18 protein-coding genes are annotated in these 26,631 nt (G+C 70.0%); 6 read left to right on the top strand and 12 right to left on the bottom strand.

Annotated elements, in window-relative coordinates:
* Nucleotides 1–8: 8 nt before the first annotated feature.
* Together L3V18_RS18150 and L3V18_RS18145 are read left to right on the top strand one after the other, a co-directional pair.
* Nucleotides 9–308: an I78 family peptidase inhibitor gene (locus L3V18_RS18150; RefSeq protein WP_237056849.1), complete on the top strand. Its 300-nt coding sequence runs from the start codon at nucleotides 9–11 to the stop codon at nucleotides 306–308.
* 26 nt (nucleotides 309–334) lie between these two features.
* Entirely contained in the window at nucleotides 335–700 is a 366-nt protein-coding gene (locus L3V18_RS18145; protein WP_237056847.1) for an I78 family peptidase inhibitor, read from the top strand.
* Nucleotides 701–748: 48 nt separating this feature from the next.
* Here L3V18_RS18145 and L3V18_RS18140 read toward each other — a convergent pair whose 3' ends face one another.
* Nucleotides 749–988 carry a hypothetical protein gene (locus L3V18_RS18140; RefSeq protein ID WP_237056845.1) on the bottom strand — a complete coding sequence of 80 codons (240 nt, stop codon included), beginning with the start codon at nucleotides 986–988 and terminating at the stop codon, nucleotides 749–751.
* 519 nt (nucleotides 989–1,507) lie between these two features.
* On the opposite strand from L3V18_RS18140, the gene L3V18_RS18135 reads away from it, so the two are divergent.
* Nucleotides 1,508–3,448, top strand: a complete 1,941-nt coding sequence (locus L3V18_RS18135) for an N-acetylmuramoyl-L-alanine amidase (protein WP_237056843.1) — start codon at nucleotides 1,508–1,510, stop codon at nucleotides 3,446–3,448.
* Nucleotides 3,449–3,499: 51 nt separating this feature from the next.
* Here the strand turns inward: L3V18_RS18135 and L3V18_RS18130 are convergent, their stop codons facing one another.
* Complete coding sequence (locus tag L3V18_RS18130; protein WP_425493557.1) at nucleotides 3,500–4,822, bottom strand: TCR/Tet family MFS transporter; 1,323 nt, start codon at nucleotides 4,820–4,822, stop codon at nucleotides 3,500–3,502.
* Between the two features lie 445 nt (nucleotides 4,823–5,267).
* On the opposite strand from L3V18_RS18130, the gene gltB reads away from it, so the two are divergent.
* Nucleotides 5,268–9,821 (top strand): glutamate synthase large subunit, encoded by a 4,554-nt coding sequence (gltB, locus tag L3V18_RS18125; protein WP_237056841.1) that lies wholly within the window; start codon nucleotides 5,268–5,270, stop codon nucleotides 9,819–9,821.
* Nucleotides 9,821–11,329, top strand: a complete 1,509-nt coding sequence (locus tag L3V18_RS18120; RefSeq protein ID WP_237056839.1) for an FAD-dependent oxidoreductase — start codon at nucleotides 9,821–9,823, stop codon at nucleotides 11,327–11,329. Before gltB ends, L3V18_RS18120 begins: the two co-directional genes overlap by 1 nt.
* Nucleotides 11,330–11,677: 348 nt before the next feature.
* On the opposite strand, the gene L3V18_RS18115 is transcribed toward L3V18_RS18120, so the two are convergent.
* The 3 genes from L3V18_RS18115 to egtB form a co-directional block, all read right to left on the bottom strand.
* Nucleotides 11,678–12,400, bottom strand: a complete 723-nt coding sequence (locus tag L3V18_RS18115) for a flavodoxin family protein (RefSeq protein WP_237056837.1) — start codon at nucleotides 12,398–12,400, stop codon at nucleotides 11,678–11,680.
* Nucleotides 12,401–12,472: 72 nt separating this feature from the next.
* Nucleotides 12,473–13,444 (bottom strand): L-histidine N(alpha)-methyltransferase, encoded by a 972-nt coding sequence (egtD, locus tag L3V18_RS18110; protein WP_237056835.1) that lies wholly within the window; start codon nucleotides 13,442–13,444, stop codon nucleotides 12,473–12,475.
* Nucleotides 13,441–14,694 carry an ergothioneine biosynthesis protein EgtB gene (gene egtB, locus L3V18_RS18105; protein ID WP_237056833.1) on the bottom strand — a complete coding sequence of 418 codons (1,254 nt, stop codon included), beginning with the start codon at nucleotides 14,692–14,694 and terminating at the stop codon, nucleotides 13,441–13,443. Before egtB ends, egtD begins: the two co-directional genes overlap by 4 nt.
* A gap of 207 nt (nucleotides 14,695–14,901) precedes the next feature.
* On the opposite strand from egtB, the gene L3V18_RS18100 reads away from it, so the two are divergent.
* Nucleotides 14,902–16,092: an aminotransferase class V-fold PLP-dependent enzyme gene (locus tag L3V18_RS18100; RefSeq protein WP_237056832.1), complete on the top strand. Its 1,191-nt coding sequence runs from the start codon at nucleotides 14,902–14,904 to the stop codon at nucleotides 16,090–16,092.
* A 227-nt stretch (nucleotides 16,093–16,319) separates the two neighbouring features.
* Here L3V18_RS18100 and folE read toward each other — a convergent pair whose 3' ends face one another.
* The 7 genes from folE to L3V18_RS18065 form a co-directional block, all read right to left on the bottom strand.
* Nucleotides 16,320–16,910, bottom strand: a complete 591-nt coding sequence (gene folE / locus L3V18_RS18095; RefSeq protein WP_237056831.1) for a GTP cyclohydrolase I FolE — start codon at nucleotides 16,908–16,910, stop codon at nucleotides 16,320–16,322.
* Between the two features lie 316 nt (nucleotides 16,911–17,226).
* Complete coding sequence (locus tag L3V18_RS18090; RefSeq protein ID WP_237056830.1) at nucleotides 17,227–18,939, bottom strand: sensor domain-containing diguanylate cyclase; 1,713 nt, start codon at nucleotides 18,937–18,939, stop codon at nucleotides 17,227–17,229.
* A 287-nt stretch (nucleotides 18,940–19,226) separates the two neighbouring features.
* Complete coding sequence (locus L3V18_RS18085; protein WP_237056829.1) at nucleotides 19,227–20,717, bottom strand: efflux transporter outer membrane subunit; 1,491 nt, start codon at nucleotides 20,715–20,717, stop codon at nucleotides 19,227–19,229.
* Nucleotides 20,710–23,892, bottom strand: a complete 3,183-nt coding sequence (locus L3V18_RS18080; protein ID WP_237056828.1) for an efflux RND transporter permease subunit — start codon at nucleotides 23,890–23,892, stop codon at nucleotides 20,710–20,712. The genes L3V18_RS18085 and L3V18_RS18080 overlap by 8 nt, the downstream gene beginning before the upstream one ends.
* 227 nt (nucleotides 23,893–24,119) lie before the next feature.
* Complete coding sequence (locus L3V18_RS18075; protein ID WP_237056867.1) at nucleotides 24,120–25,283, bottom strand: efflux RND transporter periplasmic adaptor subunit; 1,164 nt, start codon at nucleotides 25,281–25,283, stop codon at nucleotides 24,120–24,122.
* Between the two features lie 86 nt (nucleotides 25,284–25,369).
* Nucleotides 25,370–26,365, bottom strand: coding sequence for an SDR family NAD(P)-dependent oxidoreductase (locus L3V18_RS18070; RefSeq protein ID WP_237056827.1), 996 nt, complete (start codon nucleotides 26,363–26,365; stop codon nucleotides 25,370–25,372).
* Complete coding sequence (locus tag L3V18_RS18065) at nucleotides 26,362–26,619, bottom strand: hypothetical protein (RefSeq protein ID WP_237056825.1); 258 nt, start codon at nucleotides 26,617–26,619, stop codon at nucleotides 26,362–26,364. Before L3V18_RS18065 ends, L3V18_RS18070 begins: the two co-directional genes overlap by 4 nt.
* Between the last annotated feature and the right edge of the window lie 12 nt (nucleotides 26,620–26,631).

Here is a 26,631-nt window from a genome sequence, read left to right as displayed (position 1 = left end):
AACCCGCGATGCGCTCCGTCAAGCACCTGCTCCCCGTCGCCGTCGCCGCGGCCGTGCTGGCCGTTTCCGCCTGCGCGCCGATGCCGCCACCGCCGCCGCCGATGGCGCAGTGCAACGCCGAGGCCGCACGCTGGGCGATCGGCCAGGCGCCGGACCCGGACGTGGTCGACCGCGTCGTCCGCGACACCGGCAGCCGCGATGTCCGGGTGCTGCATCCGGGCACGCCGGCGACGATGGACTACCGCCAGGACCGGGTGAACATCGACGTCAACGAGCGCGGCGCGATCACCGGGATCCGCTGCGGATGAGCCGGCCGTGCGTGCGTGGAATCACCATGGCGGCACTCGCACTCGCACTCGGACTGTCGGCCTGTTCGGCGGGGCCGGGCAGCGTCGAACCCACCGACGCCGACGACCCGGCATCCGCGGAATCGCCATCGGCGCCGGCGCAGCGCCAGGCGCCCCCGATCTCCGATCCGCTGCCGGCCATGCCGATGACCTGTGATGCCGACAAGGCCAAGGCCGACGCGATCGGCCGGCCGGCCACCGAGGCCAACATCGAGCGCGCCCGCCTCGCCAGCGGCGCCGAGTCGGTGCGCGTGATCCCGCCCGGCACGATGGTGACGCTGGAGTTCGTCGAAAGCCGGCTCAACATCGACGTCGACGCCGAGAACATCATCATCGACCTGCGCTGCGGCTGAGGGCCGCCCGGCCGGCTTCGGCCAGCCCGGTCCCAGCCGGCGGAACGGTCAGCGCCCGTCTTCGTCGCCGTCGCTGAAGTCGACTTCCATCTTGTCGTCGGCGCCACCCGACCACGTCGCACCCTGCTCGCGCTCGCACCAGGCCGGGACCGGCTCACCTGTCTTTTCGTGGCCCATGCCGGTGCACTCCGGGCGGGCGTCGACCGCGGCATTGGTGTCGTAGTAGTCCACGCTGGCGCAACCGCCCGTCAACAAGGCCAGCAGGCCTGCGATCGCAACGGGTTTCATCGGCATCGATTTCCCTGGCATGTCCCTGCTCCGGTTCCGGTTTCGACTTCGCAGTATGCGTGCGGTCCCGCCGCTGTCCATACCGGCGAATGGTCATGGCAGCCGTGATGGCCATCGCACTCCGGTCCGCGGTGCCGGCCGCCGTTCGTCGGCGCAGCGTGCCGCAACGGCGAAAGAATATTTTATTTCTTGATCTGTTCGTCGGTTATCGAAACTTGCGGACGGTAGAAGTAGGTGGGCGATCCCGACAAGCACCCGATGAGGTTCCCGGACGATCCGGAGGTTTCCTGCGCCCGGACGGGTGCGGGGCCGCCCGTGCAGCACCGCTGCGACGGCGATGAATGCCCGGCGCGCGACGGGCCGGACCGATCCATCGGAAGGATCGGATGCACTCGCGGGCCGGACACGCACGTGTCCGGCCCGGCAAAGGCAAGCGCGGGCCAGGCTTGCGACGTCTGCCACCGGTCCCGGACGGGCCTGTGCAGGCCTTCCATATTGACCAGTCAAGGACCACGGACGATGAAGACGATGAACACCCATCCGGTACGGATTCTGTCAGCCACCCTCGCCAGCCTGCTGGCGACGACCGCGTTCGCGGCCGGACCGGCGCAACCGCCTGCCGCCGCTGACGCCGCCACCCTCGAGCAGCGCCTGCAGCAGGAGGAAACGCGCCTGCGGCCGCAGCGGACGGCATTCGCCGGCTACTTCCGCCAGGCCTATGCGCGCTACCCGTCGATCCCGGCCGGCACCCTGGAGGCGATCGCCTATGTGCAGAGCCGCTGGATGCACCTGAGCCCCGAGCCGGCCAGCGAGGGCGGAAGTCACCTGCACATGCCGCGCGCCTACGGCGTGATGGGCCTGTACCACGGCGAGGGTTTCGCCGACCAGGTCGGCGACGGCGCGCGCCTGCTCGGCGTGCCGGCGTCGAAGGTGATCGGCGATCCGCGCACCAACATCCTCGCCGCCGCGGCCCTGCTCGACCGTGAGATCCGCGCGACCAGCACGCTCGCGCGGCCGGCGCACGACGACATCGCCGACGCGCTCGCCGGCTACGCCGGCTTCTCGAGCCGCAGCAGCGCGAGCGGCAGGAGCCTGGCCGGCGACAGCCGCGTGCTGGACTTCGCCCGCACCAGCTTCGCCTACGACGTGCTGCTCGCCCAGGACCGCGGCGTCGACGACCGCGGCATCGTCGTTCCCGAGCGCGCGGTGCGCTGGGAGCGCGCGTTCACTCCCGACCAGCTGATCCAGCAGAAGGCGCCGTTCGTACGGCTGGACATCGAGGGCGACCGGGTTATCACCGAGCAGTATGCGATCGACCCGGTCAGCGAAACCCTGCAGCGCACCGCTCCGGCAGGCGACGACCGCCTGCGGGCCAATGCCGACGTCGGCATCATGAGCACCGACTACGGCCCGGCGATCTGGGACCCGGCGCACTCGTCGAACTACACCGCCTCGCGCAGCGCGTCGGTCAGCGCGGTCACCATCCACACCGCACAGGGCAGCTACGCGGGCACCATCTCCTGGTTCAAGAACTCCTCGGCCAACGTCAGCGCCCATTACGTGATCCGCAGCTCCGACGGCCAGGTGACCCAGATGGTGCGCAACCACCACACCGCGTGGCACGTGCGCAGCCACAACAGCTACACGCTGGGCATCGAGCACGAGGGCTACGTCAACAACAGTTCCTGGTACACCAGCGCGATGTACAACAGCTCGGCGGCGCTGGTGCGGTCCTTCTGTTCGAAATACTCGGCGATCAGCTGCGCCAGTGCCTACAGCGGCCCGGCCAGCAGCGGCATCAACGTGCTGCCGACCAGCGTCAAGATCAAGGGCCACCAGCACTTCAGCGGGCAGACCCACACCGACCCCGGCATCAACTGGAACTGGGGCCATTACTACAACCTGCTCAACCCGACCAGCGGCGGTACCACCAAGGTGCTCGACAGCTTCGAGAGCAGCGTCGGCCACTTCAACACCAGTCCTGCCTATTCCGGCAGCACCACCGGCATCTCGTCCGCCTCGACCGCCGAGCGCAACTGCAGCATCCGCCACAACGGCAGCTGCTCGCTGCGGGTGCTGTTGAAGGACAACACCTCCAGTTCGGCCAACTGGGCGGTGCGCCTGCTGTCGGGCAGCGGCAGTCCGTCGAGCAACACCTCGCTGAGCCGCAGCAACGGCCGGGTCGGCTTCTGGGTCTACGCGGCCGGCAGCGGCATGAGCGTGGCGGTCGGCATCGACGACAGCGACGGCACCGAGCGCTCGACCTCGCGTTCGCTGGCGGCCAACACCTGGACCTGGGTCGAGTGGGACCTGACCAACAGCGGCCACTGGAACGCCTGGGTCGGCGGCAACGGCGCGATCACCGCCGGCAGCGTGACCCTGGACGCGATCTGGCTGTACCGCGCGCAGACCAGCTACGACGTCAACGTCTACATCGACAACGTGACGGTCAAGAACTGAGGCGAGCGCGAACCGCGGCGGGCGGGGCCGGGCGACGCATGTCCGGCTCCGTCACGTCGTCTCGGCGACGGCGGCATCGGTACGGGTTCCCGCCGACGTCTCTTGCGCGCCCTCCTGCGGCGGCAGGACCGGTGCGGTCGCCGCGCGCGGCGCCTTCCACCACGCGATCGCCACCGCGCAGGCGAGCAGGACGCCGGCAATCAGCCAGGGCGCACCCGGCAGATGCACCGGCGACGCGTCGTCGATGAAATAGCCGAAGCTGCCGGCGAACAGGGTCGGCCCGAGGATGCCGGCCATCGACACCAGGCTCATCAGCGCGCCCTGGATGCGGCCCTGCACCTGCGGCCCGACCTCTCGGGTGATCAGTGCCTGGGTCGCCGGCGCCGCCAGCGCCCATAGCGCGCTGACCGGAATGCCGAGCAGCCACAGCCAGCCGTTGCCGGTCAGTCCGTAGATCGTGAAACCGACCACGCCGCAGCTCAATCCGAGCAACAGGGTTCGCCGCTCGCCCAGCCGCTGCACCGCCTGGCCGACCAGCACCGCGTTGACGATGATGCTGCACACGCCGACCACCAGCAGCACCAGGCCGACCTCCTGCGGACCCCAGCCGAAGCGGTAGCCGGCGAACAGCACGAACACGCTCGGATAGACGTAGTGGGCGAGGTTGGCCAGGAACACCACCGCGGCCAGGCCGAGCACCATCGGGTACTGCCGCAGCAGGCCGATCGAACCGACCGGGTTGGCGTGCGACCAGTCGAACCGCGGGCTGCGCCTTTCCTTCGGCAGCGATTCGGGCAGCACGAACAGGCCGTAGGCGAAGTTCAGCAGGGCCAGTCCGGCGGCGAACCAGAACGGCAGGCGCAGGTCGATCTCGCCCAGCCAGCCGCCGATCGCCGGCGCCACCGTGAAACCGATGCCGAAGGCGGCGCCGATCATGCCGTAGCTCTTCGCGCGCTGCTCCGGCGGCACCACGTCGGCGACGTAGGCGTTGGCAGTGGTGAAGCTGGCCGAGGTGATCCCGGCGATGATCCGCCCGACCAGCAGCCAGGCGAGGGTCGGCGCCAGCGCCATGAACACGAAGTCCAGGCCCAGCCCGAGGCAAGACAGCAGGATCACCGGACGGCGGCCGAAGCGGTCCGACAGCGCGCCCTGGATCGGCGAGGTGACGAACTGGATCGCGGCGAAGATCGTGCCGAACGCACCGACCCAGTACGCCGCGTGCGCGGTGTCGCCGCCGGCGAACTGCTCGATCAGTTTCGGCAGCACCGGGATGATCAGCCCGAACGCGAGCACGTCGATCAGCACGACGAAGAAGATGAAGACCAGCGCGGCGCGGCGTTTCGCGCCGGTGACGGCGGGGGCGGTATCGGTCATGGGGCCGGCAGGCGGCGAGCGGAGCGGAAAGTCTACCGGTTCGTCGCGAACGGCCGGAGGCCATTCATGCATTCCCGGCGTCGCCCACGCGTTGCCGGTGGCCGTGAGAACGGTCGCAGGAGCGGCATGGCCGGCGGACGGTGGTCCCGCGCCCGCGCAGCGCGGCTCACGCTGGCCCTGCCGCACGTTCATGGCAGATGGCTGCCAGCCCTCAGCCCTCAGCCCTCAGCCCTCAGCCCTCAGCCCTCAGCCCTCAGCCCTCAGCCCTCAAAAAAATAGTTTCACTTTCAACCATTTACCCGAAAAGAAGACCATTTGCCGCAGCGCACAATCTGTGCTTTAGTCGGGGAACCCTGGGCTCTAGGCAGGCCGGATCGCGCGAGCGAACCGCGCTGATCCGTCCCTGTCTTTCGGGTCCTCCGGCACTGTCACAACGGAGTCCTGCATGGCGTCTGCGCAACACCCCGCCGTCCCCGCCGCACCGCGCCCGGTACCGGGCGCGCGCGACGCGTTTTCCGCAGGTCCGTCCCACACAGGCCTGTACGACCCGCGCGACGAGCACGATGCCTGCGGCTTCGGCCTGATCGCCCAGCTCGACGACAGGCCGAGCAATGCGCTGGTGAAGCAGGCGCTGGAGGCGCTGTCGCGGATGACCCATCGCGGCGGCGTCGCCGCCGACGGCCTGTCGGGCGACGGCTGCGGGCTGTTGCTGCGCCAGCCCGATGCCTTCCTGCGTGCGCTCGCCGGCGAGGCCGGGATCGCGCTGGGCCAGCGCTATGCTGCCGGCCTGGTGTTCCTGCCGCACGACGCCGACGATGCGGCGACCGCGCGCGAGGCCTTCGCGACCGCGTTGCGCGAGGTGCGGCTGGCGGTCGCCGGCTGGCGCGCGGTACCGGTCGACACCTCGGTCTGCGGCGAGCTGGCGAAGCGTTCGCTGCCGCGGATCGAACAGCTGTTCGTGGTGCCGGCGGTCGACATCGACGGCGAGCGTCCGGATCCGTCCGCATTCCTGCATGCGCTGTACCTGGCGCGGCGGCGCGCCGAGCAGCGTCTGCGCACGCTCGGCCCCGCCTTCGACGACGTCTACCCGGTGACCCTGTCGTCGAGCACGATCGGCTACAAGGGCATGGTGATGCCCGAACACCTGGCGACGTTCTATCCCGACCTGCAGCGTCCCGAGCTCGCCAGCAGCGCGGTGGTGTTCCACCAGCGCTTCTCGACCAACACCACGCCGCGCTGGCCGCTGGCGCAGCCGTTCCGGATGCTCGCCCACAACGGCGAGATCAACACCATCGCCGGCAACCGCGCCTGGGCGCAGGCGCGCGCGCACGTGTGGCGCACCCCGACGCTCGACCCGCGCGAGTTCGAGCCGGTCATCAACATGCGCGGCTCGGACTCGCAGAGCCTGGACGAGATGCTCGAGCTGCTGGAGGCCGGCGGCATGGACCTGCTCAAGGCGATGCGCATCCTGGTGCCGCCGGCGACCCAGTCGCTGGAGTACAAGGACGCCGACCTCGCCGCGTTCTACGAGTACTACGCGCTGAACACCGAACCCTGGGACGGTCCCGCCGGCATCGTCACCTGCGATGCGCGCTACGCCGCCTGTACGCTCGACCGCAATGGCCTGCGTCCGGCACGCTGGGCGCTGAGCCGCGACCGCCACTTCATGATCGCGTCCGAGGCCGGCGTCTGGGATCTGCCGGCCGCCGAGATCGAGGCCAAGGGCAAGCTCGGTCCCGGCGAGATGATCGCCGCCGACCTGCAGGCTGGCGAGCTGCTCGACACCGATGCGATCGACCGCATCAACCGCGGCCGCGCACCGTACAAGCGCTGGCTCAAGCAGGGCATGACCTACCTGCAGAACGAGCTGATCGACCCGAGTACCACCGCCGAGCCGTTCGACGCCTCGACCCTTGCGACCTTCCAGAAACTGTTCCAGCTCAGCCGCGAGGAGCGCGAGCAGGTGTTGCGGCCGCTGGCCGAGACCGAGCAGGAGGCGACCGGCTCGATGGGCGACGACGTGCCGGTGGCGGCGATCAGCCAGCAGGTACGGCCGCTGTACGACTGCTTCCGCCAGGCTTTCGCGCAGGTGACCAATCCGCCGATCGACCCGCTGCGCGAGGACTGCGTGATGTCGCTGGCGACCCAGCTCGGTCGCGAGGGCAACATCTTCGTCGACGGGCCGGACAACGTCGCCCACGTGCTGCTGAACTCGCCAGTGATGTCGCAGCGCAAGATCCGCCAGCTGGTGTCGATGGCGCCGTACGACACCGCGCATCGCTACGTGAAGCTCGACTACGACCCGGACGAGGGCCTGGAGGCGGCGCTGCGGCGGATCTGCGCCGAGTCCGAAGCCGCGGCGCGCGCCGGCCGCACGATGCTGATCCTCAGCGACCGCCATCCCGAACGCGGCCGGCTGATCGCGCACGCGCTGCTCGCCACCGGTGCGGTCCACCAGCACCTGGTCCGCAGCGGCCTGCGTTGCGAGGTCAACCTGATCGTCGAGACCGGCACCGCCCGCGACCCGCATCACTTCGCCTGCCTGATCGGCTTCGGCGCGACCGCGGTCTATCCCTACCTCGCCTACCAGACCCTGCACGACCTGGCCGCGCGCGGGATCCTGAAAACACCCGACGACGAGATCGCCCAGGTCGGCCGCAGCTACCGCCGCGGCATCAAGAAGGGGCTGCTGAAGATCATCTCCAAGATGGGCATCAGCACGATCGGCAGCTATCGCGGCGCGCAGCTGTTCGAGATCGTCGGCCTCGACCGCGAGGTCGTGGCGCTGTGCTTCGACGGTGCGCCGGCCCGGATCGGCGGCGCAGGCTTCGCCAGCCTGCAGGCCGATGCCCAGGAGCTGGCCGCGCATGCCTGGGACGAGAATGCGCTGCCGCAGATCGGCGGCCTGCTCAAGTTCAGGCCGGGCGGCGAATATCACCAGTACAACCCCGACGTGGTGATGGACCTGCAGCGCGCGGTCAACAGCGGCGAGCGCGAGGACTGGCAGCGCTACGCCGACACCGTCAACCGGCGGCCGGCCGCGGCGCTGCGCGACCTGCTCGCACTGCGCACGGCCGATGCGACGGCGGTGCCGCTGGACGAGGTCGAGCCGGTCGCCTCGCTGGTGCGCCGCTTCGACACCGCCGCGATCAGCCTCGGCGCGCTGTCGCCGGAAGCGCACGAGGCGCTGGCGATCGCGATGAACCGGCTCGGCGGCCGCAGCAATTCCGGCGAAGGCGGCGAGGACCCGGTCCGCTACGGCACCGACAAGGCCTCGAAGATCAAGCAGATCGCATCCGGCCGCTTCGGCGTCACCCCGCAGTACCTGGTCAACGCCGAGGTGCTGCAGATCAAGGTCGCCCAGGGCGCCAAGCCCGGCGAGGGCGGCCAGCTGCCGGGTCACAAGGTCAACGCGCTGATCGCGCGGCTGCGCCATGCGACGCCGGGCATCGGCCTGATCTCGCCGCCGCCGCATCACGACATCTATTCGATCGAGGATCTCGCGCAGCTGATCTTCGACCTCAGGCAGGTCAATCCGCAGGCGCTGGTGTCGGTCAAGCTGGTCTCGCATGCCGGCGTCGGCACGATCGCGGCGGGCGTCGCCAAGGCCGGCGCCGACCTGATCACGATCTCCGGCCACGACGGCGGCACCGGCGCCAGCCCGCTGTCGTCGATCCGCTACGCCGGCACGCCGTGGGAGATCGGACTGTCGGAAGCGCGACAGGCGCTGCTGGCCAACAATCTGCGCGACCGCGTGATCCTGCAGACCGATGGCGGCCTGAAGACCGGCCTGGACGTGATCAAGGCGGCGCTGCTGGGTGCGGAGAGCTTCGGCTTCGGCACCGCGCCGATGATCGCGCTGGGTTGCAAGTACCTGCGCATCTGCCATCTCAACAACTGCGCGACCGGCGTCGCCACCCAGGACGAACGCCTGCGCAGCGCGCATTTCACCGGCCTGCCGGAGAAGGTCGAGAACTTCTTCCGCCTGCTGTCGGAAGAGGTCCGCGGCTACCTGGCGCAGTTGGGCGCACGCAGCCTCGGCGAGATCGTCGGCCGCGTCGACCTGCTCGAACAGGTCGATCGCGGGGCCGCACATGGCCGGCGCGTCGACCTCGCTCCGCTGCTGGCCGCTGACGGCCTCGCCGGCGGCGGGCGTTGCGGCGTCCCGCAACCGGCCGCCGCGCCGACCGGCCTGGCCGCGACGCTCGACGCCGAACTGGCCTCCGCGATCGCCGGCAAGCGCGGCGGCGTATACCGGTTCGACATCCGCAACACCGACCGCAGCATCGGCGCGCGCCTGTCCGGTATCGTCGCGCGCCTGCACGGCGACCAGGGCATGGCCGACTCGCCGGTCGCGCTGCGCTTCGACGGCAGCGCCGGCCAGAGCTTCGGCGCGTTCAACGCCGGCGGCCTGCACCATGAGCTGGTCGGCGAGGCCAACGACTACGTCGGCAAGGGCATGGCCGGCGGCCGCATCGTGGTGCGACCGCCGGAAGACGCGCGCTGGATCGCCCACGAGACCCCGATCATCGGCAACACCTGCCTGTACGGCGCCACCGGTGGCGAGCTGTACGCCTGCGGCCGCGCCGGCGAACGGTTCGGCGTGCGCAATTCCGGCGCGACCGCGGTGATCGAGGGCGCCGGCGACCACTGCTGCGAATACATGACCGGCGGCGTGATCGCGGTGCTCGGCCGCACCGGGCTGAACTTCGGCGCCGGCTTCACCGGCGGCATGGCCTACGTGCTCGACATCGACCGCGACTTCGTCGACCGCTACAACCATGAGCTGATCGACATCGTGCGCATCGCCGGCGACGGCTTCGAGCACCACCGCTCGCACCTGCGCGAGCTGCTGGAGGCGCACGCGCGCCACACCGGCAGCGCGCGCGCGCGGCGGATCCTCGACGAGATGCGCGACTACATCGGCAAGTTCTGGCTGGTGAAGCCGAAGGCGGCGAGCCTCGCTTCGCTCGCGGAGAACCTGAGGAGGGCGGCCTGATGACGAAGCCGATACCGAAGAAGAACGTGTTCGAGTTCCTCGAGCTGCCGCGGGAGATGCCGCGGCGCATTCCGCTGGCGCTGCGCCGCGAAGGCGACTGGGGCGAGCTGTATGGCCGCTTCAACGACGAGGCGGCCCGGCACCAGGCCGGTCGCTGCCTGGACTGCGGCAATCCGTACTGCTCGTGGAAGTGCCCGCTGCACAACTACATCCCGAACTGGCTGGAGCTGGCGCGCGAGGGTCGCGTGCACGAGGCGGCCACGTTGTGCCACGAGACCAATCCACTGCCGGAGATCTGCGGCCGCGTCTGCCCGCAGGACCGCCTGTGCGAGGGCAGCTGCACGCTCGACGATGGTTTCGGCGCGGTCACGATCGGCGCGGTCGAGAAATACATCGTCGACCGCGCGGTCGCCGAGGGCTGGCGCCCGGATCTGTCGAGGGTCGTCGCCAGCGGCCGACGGGTCGCCGTGGTCGGCGCCGGACCGGCCGGACTGTCCTGCGCCGACCGCCTCGCACGCGCCGGCATCGATGCAGTGGTCTACGACCGCTACGAGCAGATCGGCGGCCTGCTGCAGTTCGGCATTCCCAGCTTCAAGCTCGACAAGTCGGTGGTACGGACCCGTCGCGCGATCCTCGAAGGCATGGGCGTGGTCTTCCGCCTCGGCGTCGAGGTCGGCCGCGACGTCAGCCTGGACGCGCTGCTGGACGAGTACGACGCGGTGTTCCTCGGACTGGGCAGCTACCGCTACACCGACGGCGGCCTGCCCGGCCAGGATCTGGCCGGCGTGCTGCCGGCGCTGCCGTTCCTGGTCCAGAACGGTCGCGTGGTCGGCGGCGTGCAGTCGCAGGGACGGCCGATCGCCGGCTGGGAAGACCGGATCGAGCTGCCCGACCTGAAGGGCCGGCGCGTGGTCGTGCTCGGCGGCGGCGATACCGGCATGGACTGCGTGCGCAGCGCGATCCGGCTCGGCGCGGCCGAGGTCACCTGCGCCTACCGCCGCGACGAGGCCAACATGCCCGGCTCCGCGCGCGAGGTCGCCAACGCCCGCGAGGAAGGCGTGCAGTTCCTGTTCAACCGCCAGCCGCTGGAACTGCTCGGCCGCGATGGGCGCGTGACCGGCGTGCGCGTCGCCGAAACACGTTTGGGCGAGCCGGATGCGAACGGCCGCCGTCGCGCCGAGACCGTCGAAGGCAGTGAATCGACGCTCACCGCCGACGTGGTGATCATTGCCTTCGGCTTCCGTCCCGACGCACCCGAGTGGCTGGCCGCGCATGGCATCGAACTGGAGGCCGACGGTCGCATCCGCACCTCCGGCGAACACGGCACGCATCCGTACCAGACCGCGCATCCGCGCGTGTTCGCCGGCGGCGACGCGGTCCGTGGCGCCGATCTGGTCGTCACCGCCGCGTTCGAGGGCCGCGAGGCGGCGGCCGGGATCACCAGGCTGCTGCGCAACGGCGGCGGCCGCGAACTGCCGGCAACCGCGGACGACGCTGCCGCGGCTTGAGTATCCAGTCCGTGCATCTACGCGGACGAACGCGGATCGAACACCGTGGAGTGCCTTGTCCGCGTTCCGTCAGCGCCATCCACGGCAACCGTTCTAGGCCGTAGCCGTAGCCGTAGCCGTAGCCCGGGTAAGCGCAGCGCACCGGGACCGTTCCGTCAATCGAGTCCGCGCCCCGGGTGCGGCTTCGCCTTACCCGGGCTACGAAACCGAATGCCCTGGCCACGGATCTACGCGAACAAACGCGGATCGAACACCGTCGAGTGCCTGAGCGGCGCTCATCCAGGCAATCCGCGGCACCCGTCTCTTGCCGTAGCCGTCCGGGCACCTGGCGGTGCGTCGCGTCGTAATTCAGCGATACTCCGGATTCGGATGATCGAAACGGCAGCCGGCGTCCCAGCGGTCGCGCTGGTTGCCGTGCGCGGGAATGCCGCCGGCATCGCGCAGCATCCGCGCCATGTGCATCAGGTTCCAGGCCATGAAGGTGGTGTTGCGCTGGGTGAAGTCGTTGTCGTAGCCGATGCCGTCGTCGCCGTAGGACGGTCCGGGTCCGGCCTCGCCGATCCAGCCGGCATCGGCCTGCGGCGGAATCGTGTAGCCCAGGTGCTGCAGCGCGTAGAGCACGGTCATCGCACAGTGCTTGATCCCGTCCTCGTTGCCGGTCACCAGGCAGCCGCCGACGCGGCCGTAATAGATGTACTGGCCGTTGTCGTTGAGCTCGCCGGACTCCGCGTACAGGCGTTCGATCACCCGTCGGCATACCGAGCTTTCCTCGCCCAGCCAGATCGGCGTGCACAGCACCAGGATATCGGCGACCATCACCTTTTTCCTGAGACCCGGCCAGTCGTCGCGGGCGAAACCATGTTCGGTCATGTCCCGCTGCACGCCCGGGGCGAGATCGAGGTCGACCGGACGGACCACTTCTACCGAAACCCCATTGGCCCGCATCACCCCCGAAGCGACCGAGATCAGCCGCTCGGTATGCGATTCGACGCCGCAGGGCTTGAGCGTGCAGTTCAGGAACAGTGCGCGCAGGTCGTCGTAGCGCGCGGGCGGTTTCGGTGCATCGGCCATCGCGGGTCTCCTCCGGGTGGGGTGTCCGGGGTGCTTCGGTGATTCTCCTTTCCGAACGGTTGCCGCGGCGCCTCAGGCAGGTTGCAGCAGGCGCAGCCCGAATGCATCGCCGGGCGCGTTCCAGCGCTCGACTACGCGCAATCCGGCGCGGGATGCCAGCATCTGGAAGCTCGCCTCGGTGTACTTGTGGCTGTACTCGACCTGCATCGCCTCTCCGGCTCCAAAGCGGAAGACGCGGCCGTCGACATGCACGTTCTGTTCTCGCCGGCTGACCAGGAAGGTCTCGATGCGCTCGCGCTCGGACACGTAGCGGGCGAGATGGGTGAAGCCGCCGATGTCGAAATCCGTACCGACATCGCGGTTGAGCCGGGCCAGCAGGTTCAGCGTGAACGCGGCGGTGACGCCGGCGGCATCGTTGTACGCGGCCTCCATCGCTGCCACGTCCTTGACCAGGTCGATGCCGATCAGCGCCTGGCCCTGCGGACCCATCGTCGTGCGCATCGACCGCAGCAGTCGTTCGGCCGCATCGGCGGTGAAGTTGCCCAGCGTCGAGCCGGGGAAGAACACCAGGGTATGGCCGGCGTCGCGCTCGGGCCGCGGCAGCGGCACCGGCTGGGTGAAGTCCGCGCAGACCGGCAGCATCTCGATGTCCGGGAACTCTTCGCCCAGTCGCTCGACGCTGGCCAGCAGCGCGGTGCGCGAGATCTCGATCGGCGTGTAGGCGACCGGGTCGACCAGGCCGGCAAGCAGCAGGCGGGTCTTGCGGCCGCTTCCGCTGCCGTACTCGACCACGTGCGGACAGCCGTTGACCGCCGCGGCGATCGCCGGCATCGACGCCTCCAGCAGAGCCAGTTCGACGCGGGTCAGGTAGTACTCGGGCAGGCGGGTGATCTGCTCGAACAGCTGCGAGCCACGCGCATCGTAGAAGTATTTCGATGACAACCGCTTGGGCGTCGACGACAGGCCTTCGACCGTGTCGCCGAGGATGTCGTCGGGCGTGGGATGAAGATCGGTCAGCGGTGGCATCGTCGCGGTGTCCATCATCGCTCGTCCCTGGCCAGGCGCAGACCGGAGAACTGCCAACGGTCCGGCGGATAGAAGAAATTGCGGTAGCTGGCGCGCACGTGGTCGCGCGGAGTCGCACAGCTGCCGCCGCGCAGCACCCATTGTCCGCACATGAACTTGCCGTTGTATTCGCCCAGCGATCCTGGAAGGGTACGGAAACCCGGGTAACCGCCGTAGGCGCTGGAGGTCCATTCCCAGACGTCGCCGAACATCTGCGCGAGACCCTCCGCGGCCGACGCGCATGGATGCAGGCGGTCGTCATCGGCGAAATGACCTTCCACCGCGGCCATGCGCGCGGCCTGCTCCCATTCGGCCTCGCTCGGCAGTCGTGCGCCGGCCCAGCGCGCGTAGGCATCGGCCTCGAAGTAGCTCAGATGGCAGACCGGCGCCTGCGGGTCGATCTCACGCATGCCACCAAGAGTGAACTCGCGCTCGAGGGCATCGTCCCAGTACAGCGGCGCACGCAAGCCTTCGGCCTGCACGCGCGCCCAGCCCTCGCTCATCCACAACATCGGCTCCCGATAGCCGCCGTCGTCGACGAAGGCGCGGTATTCGGCATTGCTGACAGGGCGCGAGGCCAGCGCGTGCGCCGGCACCAGCACACGGTGCGGCGGCGATTCGTTGTCGTAGGCGAACTCCGCTGCCTGCGGCCAGGCCGGAGCACCGATCCCGACGATCGCCTCGTCGAAGGCGATCCACTCCAGCGGCTGCGCCGTTGTCGCGCCCGCGGGCGCCAGGTCGTCGCGATACGCCGGCCGCAGCGGGTTGCACCACAAGGCATGCTTGATGTCGGTCAGCAGCAGTTCCTGGTGCTGCTGCTCGTGATGGGTACCGAGCAGGATCGCACGACGCGCGGCCTCGTCCAGCGCACCGCGCGCGAATGCCGCATCGACCGCCGCATCGACCCGTGCGCGATACGCAAGCACCTGCTCCAGCGACGGCCGTGACAGCAGCCCGCGCGACGGTCGCGCATGCATCGGCCCGACGCTCTGGTAGTAGCTGTTGAACAGGTAGTGCCAGTCCGGTTCGTACGGGCGATAGTCGGGATCGCATTCGAGCACGAAGCGTTCGAAGAACCAGGTGGTGTGCGCGAGGTGCCACTTCGTCGGACTCGCGTCGGGCATGCTCTGCACCATCGCGTCCTCGGCCGACAGGGGCGCCACCAGCGCGAGGCTGCGCTCGCGTACGCGACGATAGCGCGCGGCCAGCGCATCGCCGTCTTCCGCCACACCGGCCCATGCCTGCCGGGAACCTGCCGGTCCTGTCGCAGCGGGAATCTCGAGGCCTTGCTGAACAGACTGCGCTGTCGGGGCGATCGATGCTGTCATCCGCATGAGCTTACTCCACCTGCGGTGACGGTCCGTGCATCGATCGTCACGCTACTGACGCAACGGTGGCAGGATGTTGCGACAGGATCTCCGACTATGCAGCCACAGATGACTTCGACGACGACGCTGAACGACGACGCACGACTGGCGGCGATGTTCGCCACACCGCACGGCACGCTGCATCTCGACAGCGCCGCGCACGGGCCGCGTCTGCGCGGCGTGCAAGCCGCCGCCGAGGCGACGCTGGCGGAATCGATCGCACCGTGGCGGATCGGAATGCAGGCCTGGAACGATGCGATCGAACGGGTGCGGTCGCTCGCCGCGTGCTTTTTCGAGGGCGATGCCTTCGACGGCGATGGCGACGGCGTCGCGCTTGTGCCGTCGGCCGGCTATGCGCTGTCGCTGGCCGCGCGCAATCTCCAGCTAGGCGCCGGCGACAAGGTGCTGGTACTCGCCGGCCAGTTCCCGTCTAACCTGCTGCCGTGGCAGCAGCGCTGCGCTGAAACCGGCGCCTCCCTGGTCGAGGTGCGCCGCGCACCCGGGCAGGACTGGACCGGAGCAGTGCTGGCCGCGCTCGAGGCCGATCCGGCGATCCGCGTGCTGGCGTTGCCGCAGGCGCATTGGCACGACGGCGCGCTGCTCGATCTGGACCGGATCTCGGCACAGGCGCGGGCATGCGATGCCGCGCTGGTGCTCGACCTGAGCCAGAGCCTTGGAGCGTTGCCGGCGGACGTCAGCCGCTGGCAGCCGCAGTTCGCGGTCGCGGTCGGGCACAAGTGGCTGCTCGGCAGCTACGGGCTGGCCTATCTGTGGGTGGCGCCGCACTGGCGCGAGCACGGCCGGCCGCTGGAACAGAACTGGTTCGCGCGTGAGCACGATGCGGCGATGGCCTCGCCATTGCAGCCGCCTGCGTATCGCCCGGGCGCGCGCCGCTTCGATGCCGGCGGCATCGCCCATGCGCAGAAGCTGGCGATGGCGGCCGTCGCACTGGCGCAGCTTCAGGCCTGGGGCGTCGCCGGTCTTTCGCAGGCGCTGGGCACACGCACCGCCGCGTTCGATGCGGTACTGCGCGAGTACGGCCTGGAAGACTGGATCACGCCGGGCCATGCCCCGCATCTGCTCGGCCTGCGGCCGCCGCCCGAACGGATCGACACGGCGGCGCAGGCGCTCGCCGCTGCCGGTGCGGTGTTCACCCGCCGCCACGGCCTGCTGCGGATCGCCCCACATCTGCAGGTGACGGTGGCGCAGATGCGGGTGCTGGCCGAGCGCGTGGTGGCCGCGGCCCAGAAGCACCCGTAGGAGCCCTGTAGGAGCGGCGTGAGCCGCGATCCCCGGGCTGCGCTCGAGAATCCCCAAAGCTTGCTGCGCAAACCATGGACCCCGCCGTTGCGCTTCCACACCCCCATTCGCGCCTGCGGCGCGAATCGCCCCCTGACTCAGGGGGCTGGGTCTTGAACAAACGTTCGATCGCGGCTTACGCCGCTCCTACGGTCGCTTTTGCGGCCGTTCGTTTACAGCGGCGGCGATCAGCGTCCCGGACTGGCCTCGATGAAGCGCAGGAACTCGGCGCGGGTGCGTGCGTCCTCGCGGAAGCTGCCGAGCATCGTCGAGGTGATCATGCTGACCCCGCGCTTGTGCACGCCGCGGGTGGTCATGCACTCGTGCGCGCCGATCACGACCACGCCGACACCGCGCGGCTGCAGTACGTCCTGGATCACCTGAGCGATCTGCGCGGTCATCTTCTCCTGCACCTGCAGGCGGCGCGCATAGGTCTCGACGACGCGGGCGAGCTTGCTGATGCCGACGACCTTGCCGTCGGGCAGGTAGCCGACATGGGCCTTGCCGATGATCGGCGCCATGTGATGCTCGCAATGGCTCTCGAACTCGATGTCGCGCAACACGATCATCTCGTCGTAGCCCTCGACTTCCTCGAAGGTGCGCTTGAGGTAGTCGGTCGGGTCCTCGCCGTAGCCGCTGAACCAGTCGCCGTACGCCTTGACCACGCGGGTCGGCGTGTCGAGCAGGCCTTCGCGGTCGGGGTCGTCTCCGGCCCAGCGCAGCAAGGTACGGACGGCGGCTTCGGCCTCCTCGCGGGTCGGCTTGGTGGAATCGGCCATGGCTCGATCGGATGCGAAAGGGGGACGGGCATCCTACTCCACGACGGCGCGGGGTACACGCCCGCGGCGATGGCCTCTTCGCCGGGACGGGCGACACCGGAGAAGCGACACGGCCCGCGCAACCGTCGTGCACAAGAACGGAGCCGCCAGGCGACTCCGTCAATGCATCACTGTGTGTTGTGTGATCGCACGCATTCGGTGACGTGCTGCAGCGAACGCTACGCCGCCGCGGCATCGCCCCGCAATGACGCGGCGCACGTTCGCATTCCCACGTTCAGGCGCGGTTGCGCTGCGTCCATGCGGAAATCTGGCGACGTCAGTCCGGCTCGCGCGCGGCGGCGGCTCTGCCGCGCTGGCGACGGCCCTCGCCCGTGCGTGGTTCGGACGACACGCCGATGCTGCTGTGCCCGGCGATCCGCACACCGGCCAGCGCTTCCGCCGCGCGTCGCTGCAAGGCATCGGCGTCCTCGCCACGGCGCGACATCGCCAGGCCGACGCTGACCGTCACCACGATCTCGTGGCCATCGACGTTGAACGGCCGTTGCTGGAAACCCTCGACCAGCCGGTGCGCGAGCAGTTCGGCATCGTCGCGCCGGCATTCGCTGACCACGGCGAACAGGTCCGACTCCATCCGCGCGACGGTGTCGTCCGGCCGCACCAGCCCGCGGATGCGGGTGTAGACATGCTGCATCACGGTGTCGCCGACCACGTAGCCGTGGCGTGCGTTGACCTCGGCGAAGTCGTCCAGGTCCACCAGCAGCAGCGCGTACTGGCCCACCCCCAGGTGGCCCATCTGTCCCCACGCCGCCAGCATCTGCTCGATCGCGGTCCGGTTGAGCGCACCGGTCAGCGCATCGCGCTCGGCCGACTGGCGGGCCAACAGGGCGATCCGGTGGCGGTTGGCGGCATGCTGGCTCAACGCCAGCGCCAGCACGCCCGACTGCAGCACCGCACCCAGCGGCAGCACGCGCTCGATCCAGGGCACGTCGACCAGGCCCAGCTGATGCGCCGCCATCAGCGCCGCCATCGCCAGCAGCGGCGTCCAGCCGGCGATGAAGTGGCCGGCATAGGCGGCGCCCTTGCGCCACGCCTGTATCGCGACCGCGATGCTTATCGGCATGAACAGCAGCAACAGGACATGGATCGCCGCCGGATACCAGCGGGCCACGTGCTGCTGCCCGATCAGCAGCACCGCGAGCAGGCCGAACAGCAGCCAGACCATCGCGCTCACCACCCGGGCCGCTCGCGGCATCAGCCGCGCCAGCTCGAGGAAGCGCGCGGTGAAGATCAGCTGCAGGATCACCGCGAGGGTGCCCAGGCCCATCCGCGCGAGCAGTCCGTCCGGCGTCATCCAGGCCAGGGTCAGCATCTCGCCGGCGTCGCCGCTCAGCAGCATCGAGTAGACCGCCACGCAGGCCAGATAGGCGGCGTAGCTGAGGTACAGCAGATCGCGCAACGCGACCCACAGGCCGAACATGAAGATCGCGACCAGCACCAGCGCGGTGAAGGTCGCGCTGGCCAGGCGCGCGCCGGCACGTTCGTGCAGGATCAGGCGGTCGACGTCGATCAGGCCCAGCCGCAGCGCCTGCCCGGTATCGCCGGACACGTGGAGGTAGGCGACCGCGGCAGGCGGCCAGCCGTTCGGCAGCGGCAGCTGCCATCCGCGCCGCAGCAAGGTGTTGGGCCCGTCGATGCCCTGCGCGACCATGGCCGGCGCGGAGGCAGGCGGATGGAAGATCACCGGACCCAGGTTCTGCGCACCGCGCAGCACCAGCACCTGGCGGCTGTCGGCGACGATCGGTTCATGGGTGGTCAGCCGCAGCCAGTAGCCGTGCCCGCGCCGCGGCAACGGCAGCCGCGCGTACTGACCGGGCTCGGCGACGACGCGTTGCTGCACCGGTGCCACCGTCGGCGGGCTGGCCAGGTCCTGCTCGGTGTAGAGCAGCTCGACTTCCAGCGCCTGCGCCACCGCCGGGCGAGGCCCGACCACCCCGATGAGCACCAGCAGCAGGGCCAGCACGATCCGCATCCGCAGCCTCCTCGTGAATGCCACGAGTCTAGAGCCTGTTCACGGGCTCCGCGCACTCCGGATGACTCCAAGGGGTTCCCACGCAGCCGCCGCGACGAGGTGGCAGCGTGCCGGCACGTCACCGAACCGGGGGCCATGGACCTGGGACCCGCGAAGCCGGCCCGGCCCTTCATCCGACGTGGATGCGGCGAGGGCTCCGCGGAAGGTCCCGCCCGCCGGCGGCAACGCGAGAGGGAGCGCGTTGCGGGCCGCCGACGGGCAGGTGCGAGGCGGAGATGGCGGGGCGATCAGCGCCCGGCCAGACTCTCGCGCGAGGGTTGCCGCGACGGCCAGCCGCCGGCGAGCGAGCGGTACACGCCGACCGCACCGTTGACACTGCGGGTGCGCACGTCGGCCAGCGCATCCTGCGCCTGCAGGCGGTTGCGCTCGGCGTCGAGCACCTCGAACAGGTCCGCGGCGCCGGCCTCGAAGCGGATCCGCGCCAGCTCGGCGGCGCGCGCGCTGTCGGCGGCCGCGCGGGCCAGGTGCGCATCCTCGTCGCGCGCACGGGCATAGCGCACCAGCGCGTTCTCCGTGTCTTCCAGCGCGCGCAGCACGGTCTGCTGGTAGCGGGCCAGTTCGCCCTCGGCATCGGCATCGGCGGCGGCGATGCGCGCGCGCACCCGACCGATGTCGAGGAACGACCAGTCGACGCCGAGTGCGATCAGCCGGGTCTCGCTGTCGCGCTCGAACAGGGCGTCGCTGTCGATCGCCTGGCTGCCGATCAGGCCGCCGAGGGTGAAGCGCGGGAACAGGTCGGCGGTGGCGACGCCGATCCGCGCGGTCGCCGCGTGCAGGCGCTCCTCGGCCGCACGGATGTCAGGCCGCCGCCGCAGCAGCTCGCCGGGTGCGCCCGGGTCGAAGCGGGCGGGCAACGCCGGCAGCGGGCGTGGCGTCGAAAGCTCGGCGACCAGCGCGTCGGGCGTGCGTCCGGTCAGCACCGCGAGCCGGTGCATCGTGACCGCCTCGGCCGCCTCCAGCGCCGGCACCCGCGCCAGCGTGCTCTCCAGCTGTGCGCGTGCGCGGGCGGTGTCGAACTCGGTGCCGCGGCCGGCTTCCAGCCGCGCATCGACCAGGCGCAGGGTTTCGCGCTGGTTGTCGGCATTCTCGCGCGCGACCTGCAGTCGTGCCTGCAGCCCGCGCAGTTCGACATAGCCGCTGACGACCTCGCCGACGATCGCGACTTGCAGCGCCTCCAGATCGGCCGCGGTGGCGGCGGTCTCGGCCCGCTGCGATTCGACGCTCCGGCGCACGCGGCCGAACAGGTCGAGCTCCCAGCTGGCATCGATGCCGGCCCGGTAGGACTCGACGTCGCGGTCGCCGCGCGCGACCCCGGGCAGCTGGTCGGCGCTGCTGCGCGATTCGCCACCCTCGGCGCTCGCGGTCACGGTCGGGAAGCGGTCGAACTTCGCGCCGCGCAGCAGCGCGTTCGCGCGGTCGTAGCGCGACAGCGCGATGCGCAGGTCGTGATTGGCGACCAGCGCCTCGTCGACCAGGCGGCTGAGGGTCGGATCGTCGAAGGCATCCCAGAACGGTGCATTCGCGTCCGGGGTCGCGCGCGCGGTCGCGCCCTGCTCTGGGGTCGCCCCGGCCTGCTGGCTGTAGTGGTCCGGCAGCGGCAGGTTCGGCCGGACGTGGTCCGGACCGACCGCGCACGCGGCCAGCGCGAGGGTGAGCAGGCTGGCGGCGAGCGGCCTTGCGACGGCGCGCACGGGCTTGCGGATATCGGACTCAGACATGGGTCGTCTCCAGGGCGGCATCGCCGCGGTCGCCGGCCGTCGTCGCCTTGCGCTCGCGGCGCGAGACCAGCGTGCGCAGGGCGACGTAGAACACCGGGGTCAGGAACAGGCCGAACAGGGTGACGCCAAGCATGCCGGCGAACACCGCCACGCCGAGCGCCTGGCGCACCTCGAAGCCGGCGCCGCTGCCCAGCACCAGCGGCACCACCGCCGCGGTGAAGGTGATCGAGGTCATGATGATCGGACGCAGGCGCAGGCGGCAGGCTTCCAGTGCCGCCTCGACGATGCCGCGGCCCTGCATCTCGAGCTCGCGGGCGAACTCGACGATCAGGATCGCGTTCTTGCACGCCAGTCCGATCAGCACCACCAGGCCGACCTGCACGAAGATGTTGTTGTCGCCGCCGGCGAACCACACACCCATCAGCGCCGACAGCATGCACATCGGCACGATCAGGATCACCGCCAGCGGCAGGGTCCAGCTCTCGTACAGCGCGGCCAGCACCAGGAACACCAGCAGCACCGCCAGCGGAAACACCACCAGCGCCGCATTGCCCTGGGTCGCCTGCTGATAGCTCAGGTCGGTCCACTCGATCGCCATGCCGTTGGGCAGCACCTGCCCCGCCAGCGCGGTCAGCGAGTCCATCGCCTGCGCCGAGGACAGCACGCGCGGATCCGATTCGCCAGCCAGGTCGGCGGCCGGATAGCCGTTGTAGCGCAGCACCGGATCGGGACCGAAGGTCTCGCGGATGTCGACCATCGAACCGATCGGCACCATCTCGCCGCGGTCGTTGCGGGTCCGCAGGTTGGCGATGTCGTCGACGCCGTCGCGGAACGGCGCGTCGGCCTGGGCGATCACCTGCCAGGTACGGCCGAACTGGTTGAAGTCGTTGACATAGGCCGAACCCAGGTAGGTCTGCAGTGTCTCGAACAGGCCGGTCAGCGGCACCCCCTGGGCCTTGGCCTTGACCCGGTCGACGACGGCGTCGAGCTGCGGCACGTTGGCCTGGTAGCTGGTGATCGGGAAACCCATGCCCGGGGTCTGGGAGATCGCGCCCTGGAACCCGTTGACCGCGTTCTGCAGCGCGCCGTAGCCGAGGCCGGCACGGTCCTCGATGAACAGCTGGTAGCCGGAACCGTTGCCGAGGCCGAGGATCGGCGGCGGCATGAACGAGAACGCGAAGCCCTCCTGCAGTGCGCCGATCTTCTGGTTGATCTCGGCGTTGATCTCCTCCGCGGTGCGGGAACGCTCGTCGAACGGCTTCAGCGGCAGGAACACCACGCCGGTGTTGGGCGTGTTGGTGAACTGCAGTGCGTTCAGTCCGGGGAAGGCGATCGTGTGGGCGACGCCCTCGGTCTCCATCGCGATCTCGCCGACCTTCTTCAGCATCGCGTCGGTCCGGTCGAGCGAGGAGCCTTCCGGCAGCTTCACGCCGGCCATCAGGTACAGCTTGTCCTGCACCGGAATGAAGCCCGGCGGCACCACCTTCAACATCATGCCGGTCGCCAGCAGCAGACCGAGGTAGACCACGAATACCGCGCCACGCTTGCCCAGCGAGCGCGAGACCGCGCTCTGGTACTTCTCCGAGCTGGCGCCGAAGAAGCGGTTGAACGGACGGAACACCCAGCCGAACAGACGGTCGATCAGGCGCGTGAGACGGTCCTTGGGCGCGTCGTGCGGCTTGAGCAGCATCGCCGCCAGCGCCGGCGACAGGGTCAGCGAGTTGATCGTCGAGATCACCGTGGAGATCGCGATGGTCACCGCGAACTGGCGGTAGAACTGGCCGGTGACGCCGGACAGGAACGCCATCGGGATGAACACCGCGCACAGCACCAGGCCGATCGCGACGATCGGGCCGGACACCTCGCGCATCGCCTGGTGCGCGGCGGCGAGCGGGGTCAGGCCTTCCTCAATGTTGCGCTCGACGTTCTCCACCACCACGATCGCGTCGTCGACGACGATGCCGATCGCCAGCACCAGGCCGAACAGGGTCAGGGTGTTGATCGAGAAACCCAGCAGGTACAGCGCTGCGAAGGTGCCGACCACCGACACCGGCACCGCGATCAGCGGGATGATCGACGCACGCCAGGTCTGCAGGAACAGGGTCACCACCAGCACCACCAGCAGCACCGCCTCGAGCAGGGTCTTGATCACCGACTTGATCGAGTCGCGCACGAAGATCGTGGTGTCGTACACCGCCTCGTAGCCGACGCCCTCGGGGAAGCGCTGCGACAGTTCGTCCATCGTCGCGATCACGGTTTCCTGGATCTGCAGCGCGTTCGCGCCCGGCGCCTGGAAGATGCCGATGCCGACCGCCTCCTTGCCGTCGAGCTGCGAGCGCAGGGTGTAGTCGCCGGCGCCGAGTTCGAGCCGGGCGACGTCGCGCAGGCGCACCACTTCGCCGTCGTCGCCGCTCTTGAGCACGATGTCGCCGAACTCCTGTTCGGTGGTCAGCCGGCCCTGGGCGTTGATCAGGGTCAGGAAGTCGCTGCTGGGCATCGGCTCGGCGCCGATCTGGCCGGCGGACACCTGCACGTTCTGCTCGCGCATCGCCGCCAGCACGTCGCCGGCGGTCAGGCCGCGGGCGGCGATCCGGTCAGGATCCAGCCACGCGCGCATCGCATAGTCGCCGCCGCCGAACACCTGCGCGTCGCCGACGCCGGAGATCCGCGCCAGCGCGTCCTTCACGTGCAGGCGCGCGTAGTTGCGCAGGTACAGGGTGTCGTAGCGCCCGTCGGCCGATGTCAGGTGCACCACCATCAGGAAGGTCGGCGACTGCTTCTGCGTGGTCACGCCCTGCCGGCGCACGTCCTCGGGCAGCCGCGCCAGCGCCTGGCTGACCCGGTTCTGCACGCGCACGGTCGCGTCGTCGGCATCGGTACCGGGGCTGAAGGTGACGGTGATCTGCAGCACGCCGTCGGAACCGGCGACGGACTTGATGTACATCATGTCCTCGACGCCGTTGATCGCTTCCTCCAGCGGCGTGGCCACGGTTTCCGCGATCACCTTCGGGTTCGCGCCCGGATAGACGGTGCGCACGACCACCGACGGCGGCACCACCTCCGGGTACTCGCTGATGGGCAGGTTCGGGATCGAGATCAGGCCGACCGCGAAGATCACGATCGACAGCACCGCGGCGAAGATCGGCCGATCGATGAAGAATTTTGAAAAGTCCATGGGGTTCCTCGCGGAGGGTTCCTCGCGGTGCTCGGCCGCAACGGTTCGGGTCCGCGTCGCGAGACGCGGAAAGTCATGCATTCGTATGCCCCCTCCCTCGCCTGCAAGGGAGGGAGAAGACGCGATCGCTCGCGGGCCTGCCGGCCCTTCCGCACGTCGGGGGAGGGATGTGCGAAAGGGCCGGCGCCGCGATACCGCAGGGGTCAGACGCCGGACGAGTTACGGCATCACTGGCTGCCCCCCGCGGGCCCAGCCGGTTCGGCCCCGGATTCCGCGCTGGCGACCTGCGGCGGTGCGGGCGGCGCGCCCATCTCCACCGTCGTCGGCGCGACCGGCATGCCGGGGAAGAAGATCTTCTGCACGCCATGCACGACCACCTTGTCGCCCGGTTCCAGTCCGTCGGCGACCTCGCGCAGGTCGCCGATCTCGCGACCGAGGCGGACGTCCTTGCGCATCGCGGTGTTGCCTTCGCCGAGGACGTAGACGTACTTGCGATCCTGATCGGTCAGCACCGCCTTGTCGTCGACCAGCAGCGCACGGTGGCTGTCGCGTCCCTGCAACTGCACGCGGGCGAACAGCCCCGGCGTCAGCAGGCGGTCGGGATTGGCGACGACCGCGCGGGCGCGGATCGTGCCGGTGCCGGCGTCGACCTGGTTGTCGACGAAGTCGACCTTGCCGGCATGCGGATAGCCGCTCTCGCCGGCCAGACCGACCCGTACCGCGTTGTCCTCGACCGCGCGCTTCTCGCCGGCCTGGGCGTTGTAGCGCTGCCAGGTCTGCTCGTCGGCCTCGAAGTAGACGTGGACCGGATCCAGCGAGACCAGCGTGGTCAGCACGGTGGCGTCGGCCTGGGCGAGATTGCCAGCGGTGACCAGCGCACGGCCGGCACGGCCTGAGATCGGTGCGCGCACCTCGGTGAACTGCAGGTCCAGGCGCGCGTTGGCGACCGCCGCCTCGGCGGCGCGTACTGCGGCTTCGGCCTGCGAACGGCTGGCGCGACGGGACTCGAACTCCTCGCGCGAGATCGCCTTGGCCTCGACCAGAGACTGCGCGCGCGCATCCTGGGTTCGGGCCAGCTGCGCCTCGCTGCGCGCCCGCGCGAGATCGGCCTCGGCGCGGGCCAGCTCGGCGCGGTAGCGGCGCTGGTCGATCACGAACAACAGGTCGCCCTTGGCGACCTCCTGGCCTTCGTCGAAGGCGACGCGTTCGACGTAGCCGCTGACGCGCGGTCGCAGCTCGACGCTCTCCACCGCGCTGACGCGGCCGGTGAACTCGTCCCAGGGCTGCACGTCGCGGCTGACGACCTCGGCGACGCTGACCTCCGCCGGCGGCATCGCGTCGGCGGTGGAGGCCTGGCTGCCGCAACCGGCGACGAACAGGCTGACGGCCATGCTCAGGGTGAGCGCCAGCAGCGGCAGGCCGGTCCCGGAACGCGCCAGGCGCCGGGACGGCGTACTGATGGGGGTGACGTGGGGATTCATGCGGGGCGTTCCTTGTCTTGAGGCGATGGGGAGGAGGAAGCGAGTGGATCGGGTTCGGCGACGGTCCGCGAGGACGGCGGCGTCAGCAGGTTCATCAACAGAGTGCGGGCCGACTGCTGACAACCTTCTGGCAGCAGGTCCGGTTGCGATCGGTGCTGCGGTTGCCGTCGCGGGTGCGGCGACGACGTCCCGCGGCCGATGCTGTCCGGCGTTCGCGATTCCGACGATCCAGCTGTCGCCGTTTCGACAGCCGGCGGTGCGTCGATGCGGTCGGCGCCGTCGTAACGCACGATCGGCGCGGGAATCGCCGACGGGTTCTCGCGATCGACCAGGGCCAGCGCCTGCTGGCCGACCGCCAGCGCGCTGGGCCATTGCGGACAGCACTGCTGGCGCCGCGCCGACGTCCGCACCGGACTGTCGACCGTCAGCAGCTGCACCCGTACGCCCTGGGCGCGGGCCTCATCGTGCAGCACCCGGGTCAGCATCCGCAGCGCGGCAGCGGCGACCGAGCGGTGACCGTAGCCGGCCCATGGGTGTTCGCCGCCGGGACCACCGATCAGCACATAGGTGCTGTTGCGGCCGCGCTCGGCGAGCAATGGCAGCAGGTGGCGTGCCGCGGCCAGGTGCGGCAGCAGGTCCTCGTCCAGACGCTGCCGCAGTTGCTCGGCCGGCTGGTTGAGCAGGCGGCCGGCCTGCGAACGGCCGCAGACGCAGGCGACCACTCCGGCCAGTGGACGGTCGAGCCGGCGCAGGCGCTCGGCCAGCTGCGAACCGCCGACGTCGTCGGCGACCGAACCTGGCAGCAGTGTCAGCATCGACTTCGGCGCCAGCGGACGCAGGGTGTCGAGCGCGTCCGGGTCCCGGGCGACCGCGATCACGGGGCGGCCGCGATCCAGCGCTGCCCGGACCACGCCACGGCCGATCCCGCCGCTGGCGCCGAGCACCACCACGGGCAGCGAGGACGGCATCGGTACGGGCACCATCCCGGTCATGGGATTTTCACTCCCGCCAGTGGGATATTGTCCCGCTGGCGGGCCAAGTCGGCGAGCGCGGCCATCGATGGCAGCAGCAGCAGGGTCACCGGCAGGACGAACACGAAGGCCAGCATCCACAGCACCATCCAGGCCTCGCCCGAGCCCGCCGACAGCCCTTCCCGGAGCACGATGAATGCCGGCCAGGCCAGGACGGACATGGCGATCAGCATCAGCGGCAGGAATACGCGACGGAGCAGGCGGGGGGCCAACATGGCGGCGGGCCT

Origin of the sequence: Marilutibacter chinensis (assembly GCF_021725675.1) — a bacterium.
In the GTDB taxonomy this organism is placed as follows: domain Bacteria; phylum Pseudomonadota; class Gammaproteobacteria; order Xanthomonadales; family Xanthomonadaceae; genus Marilutibacter; species Marilutibacter chinensis.
Note: the sequence above shows the minus strand (reverse complement) of the source record. Positions and strands in the feature narration are given on the sequence as shown.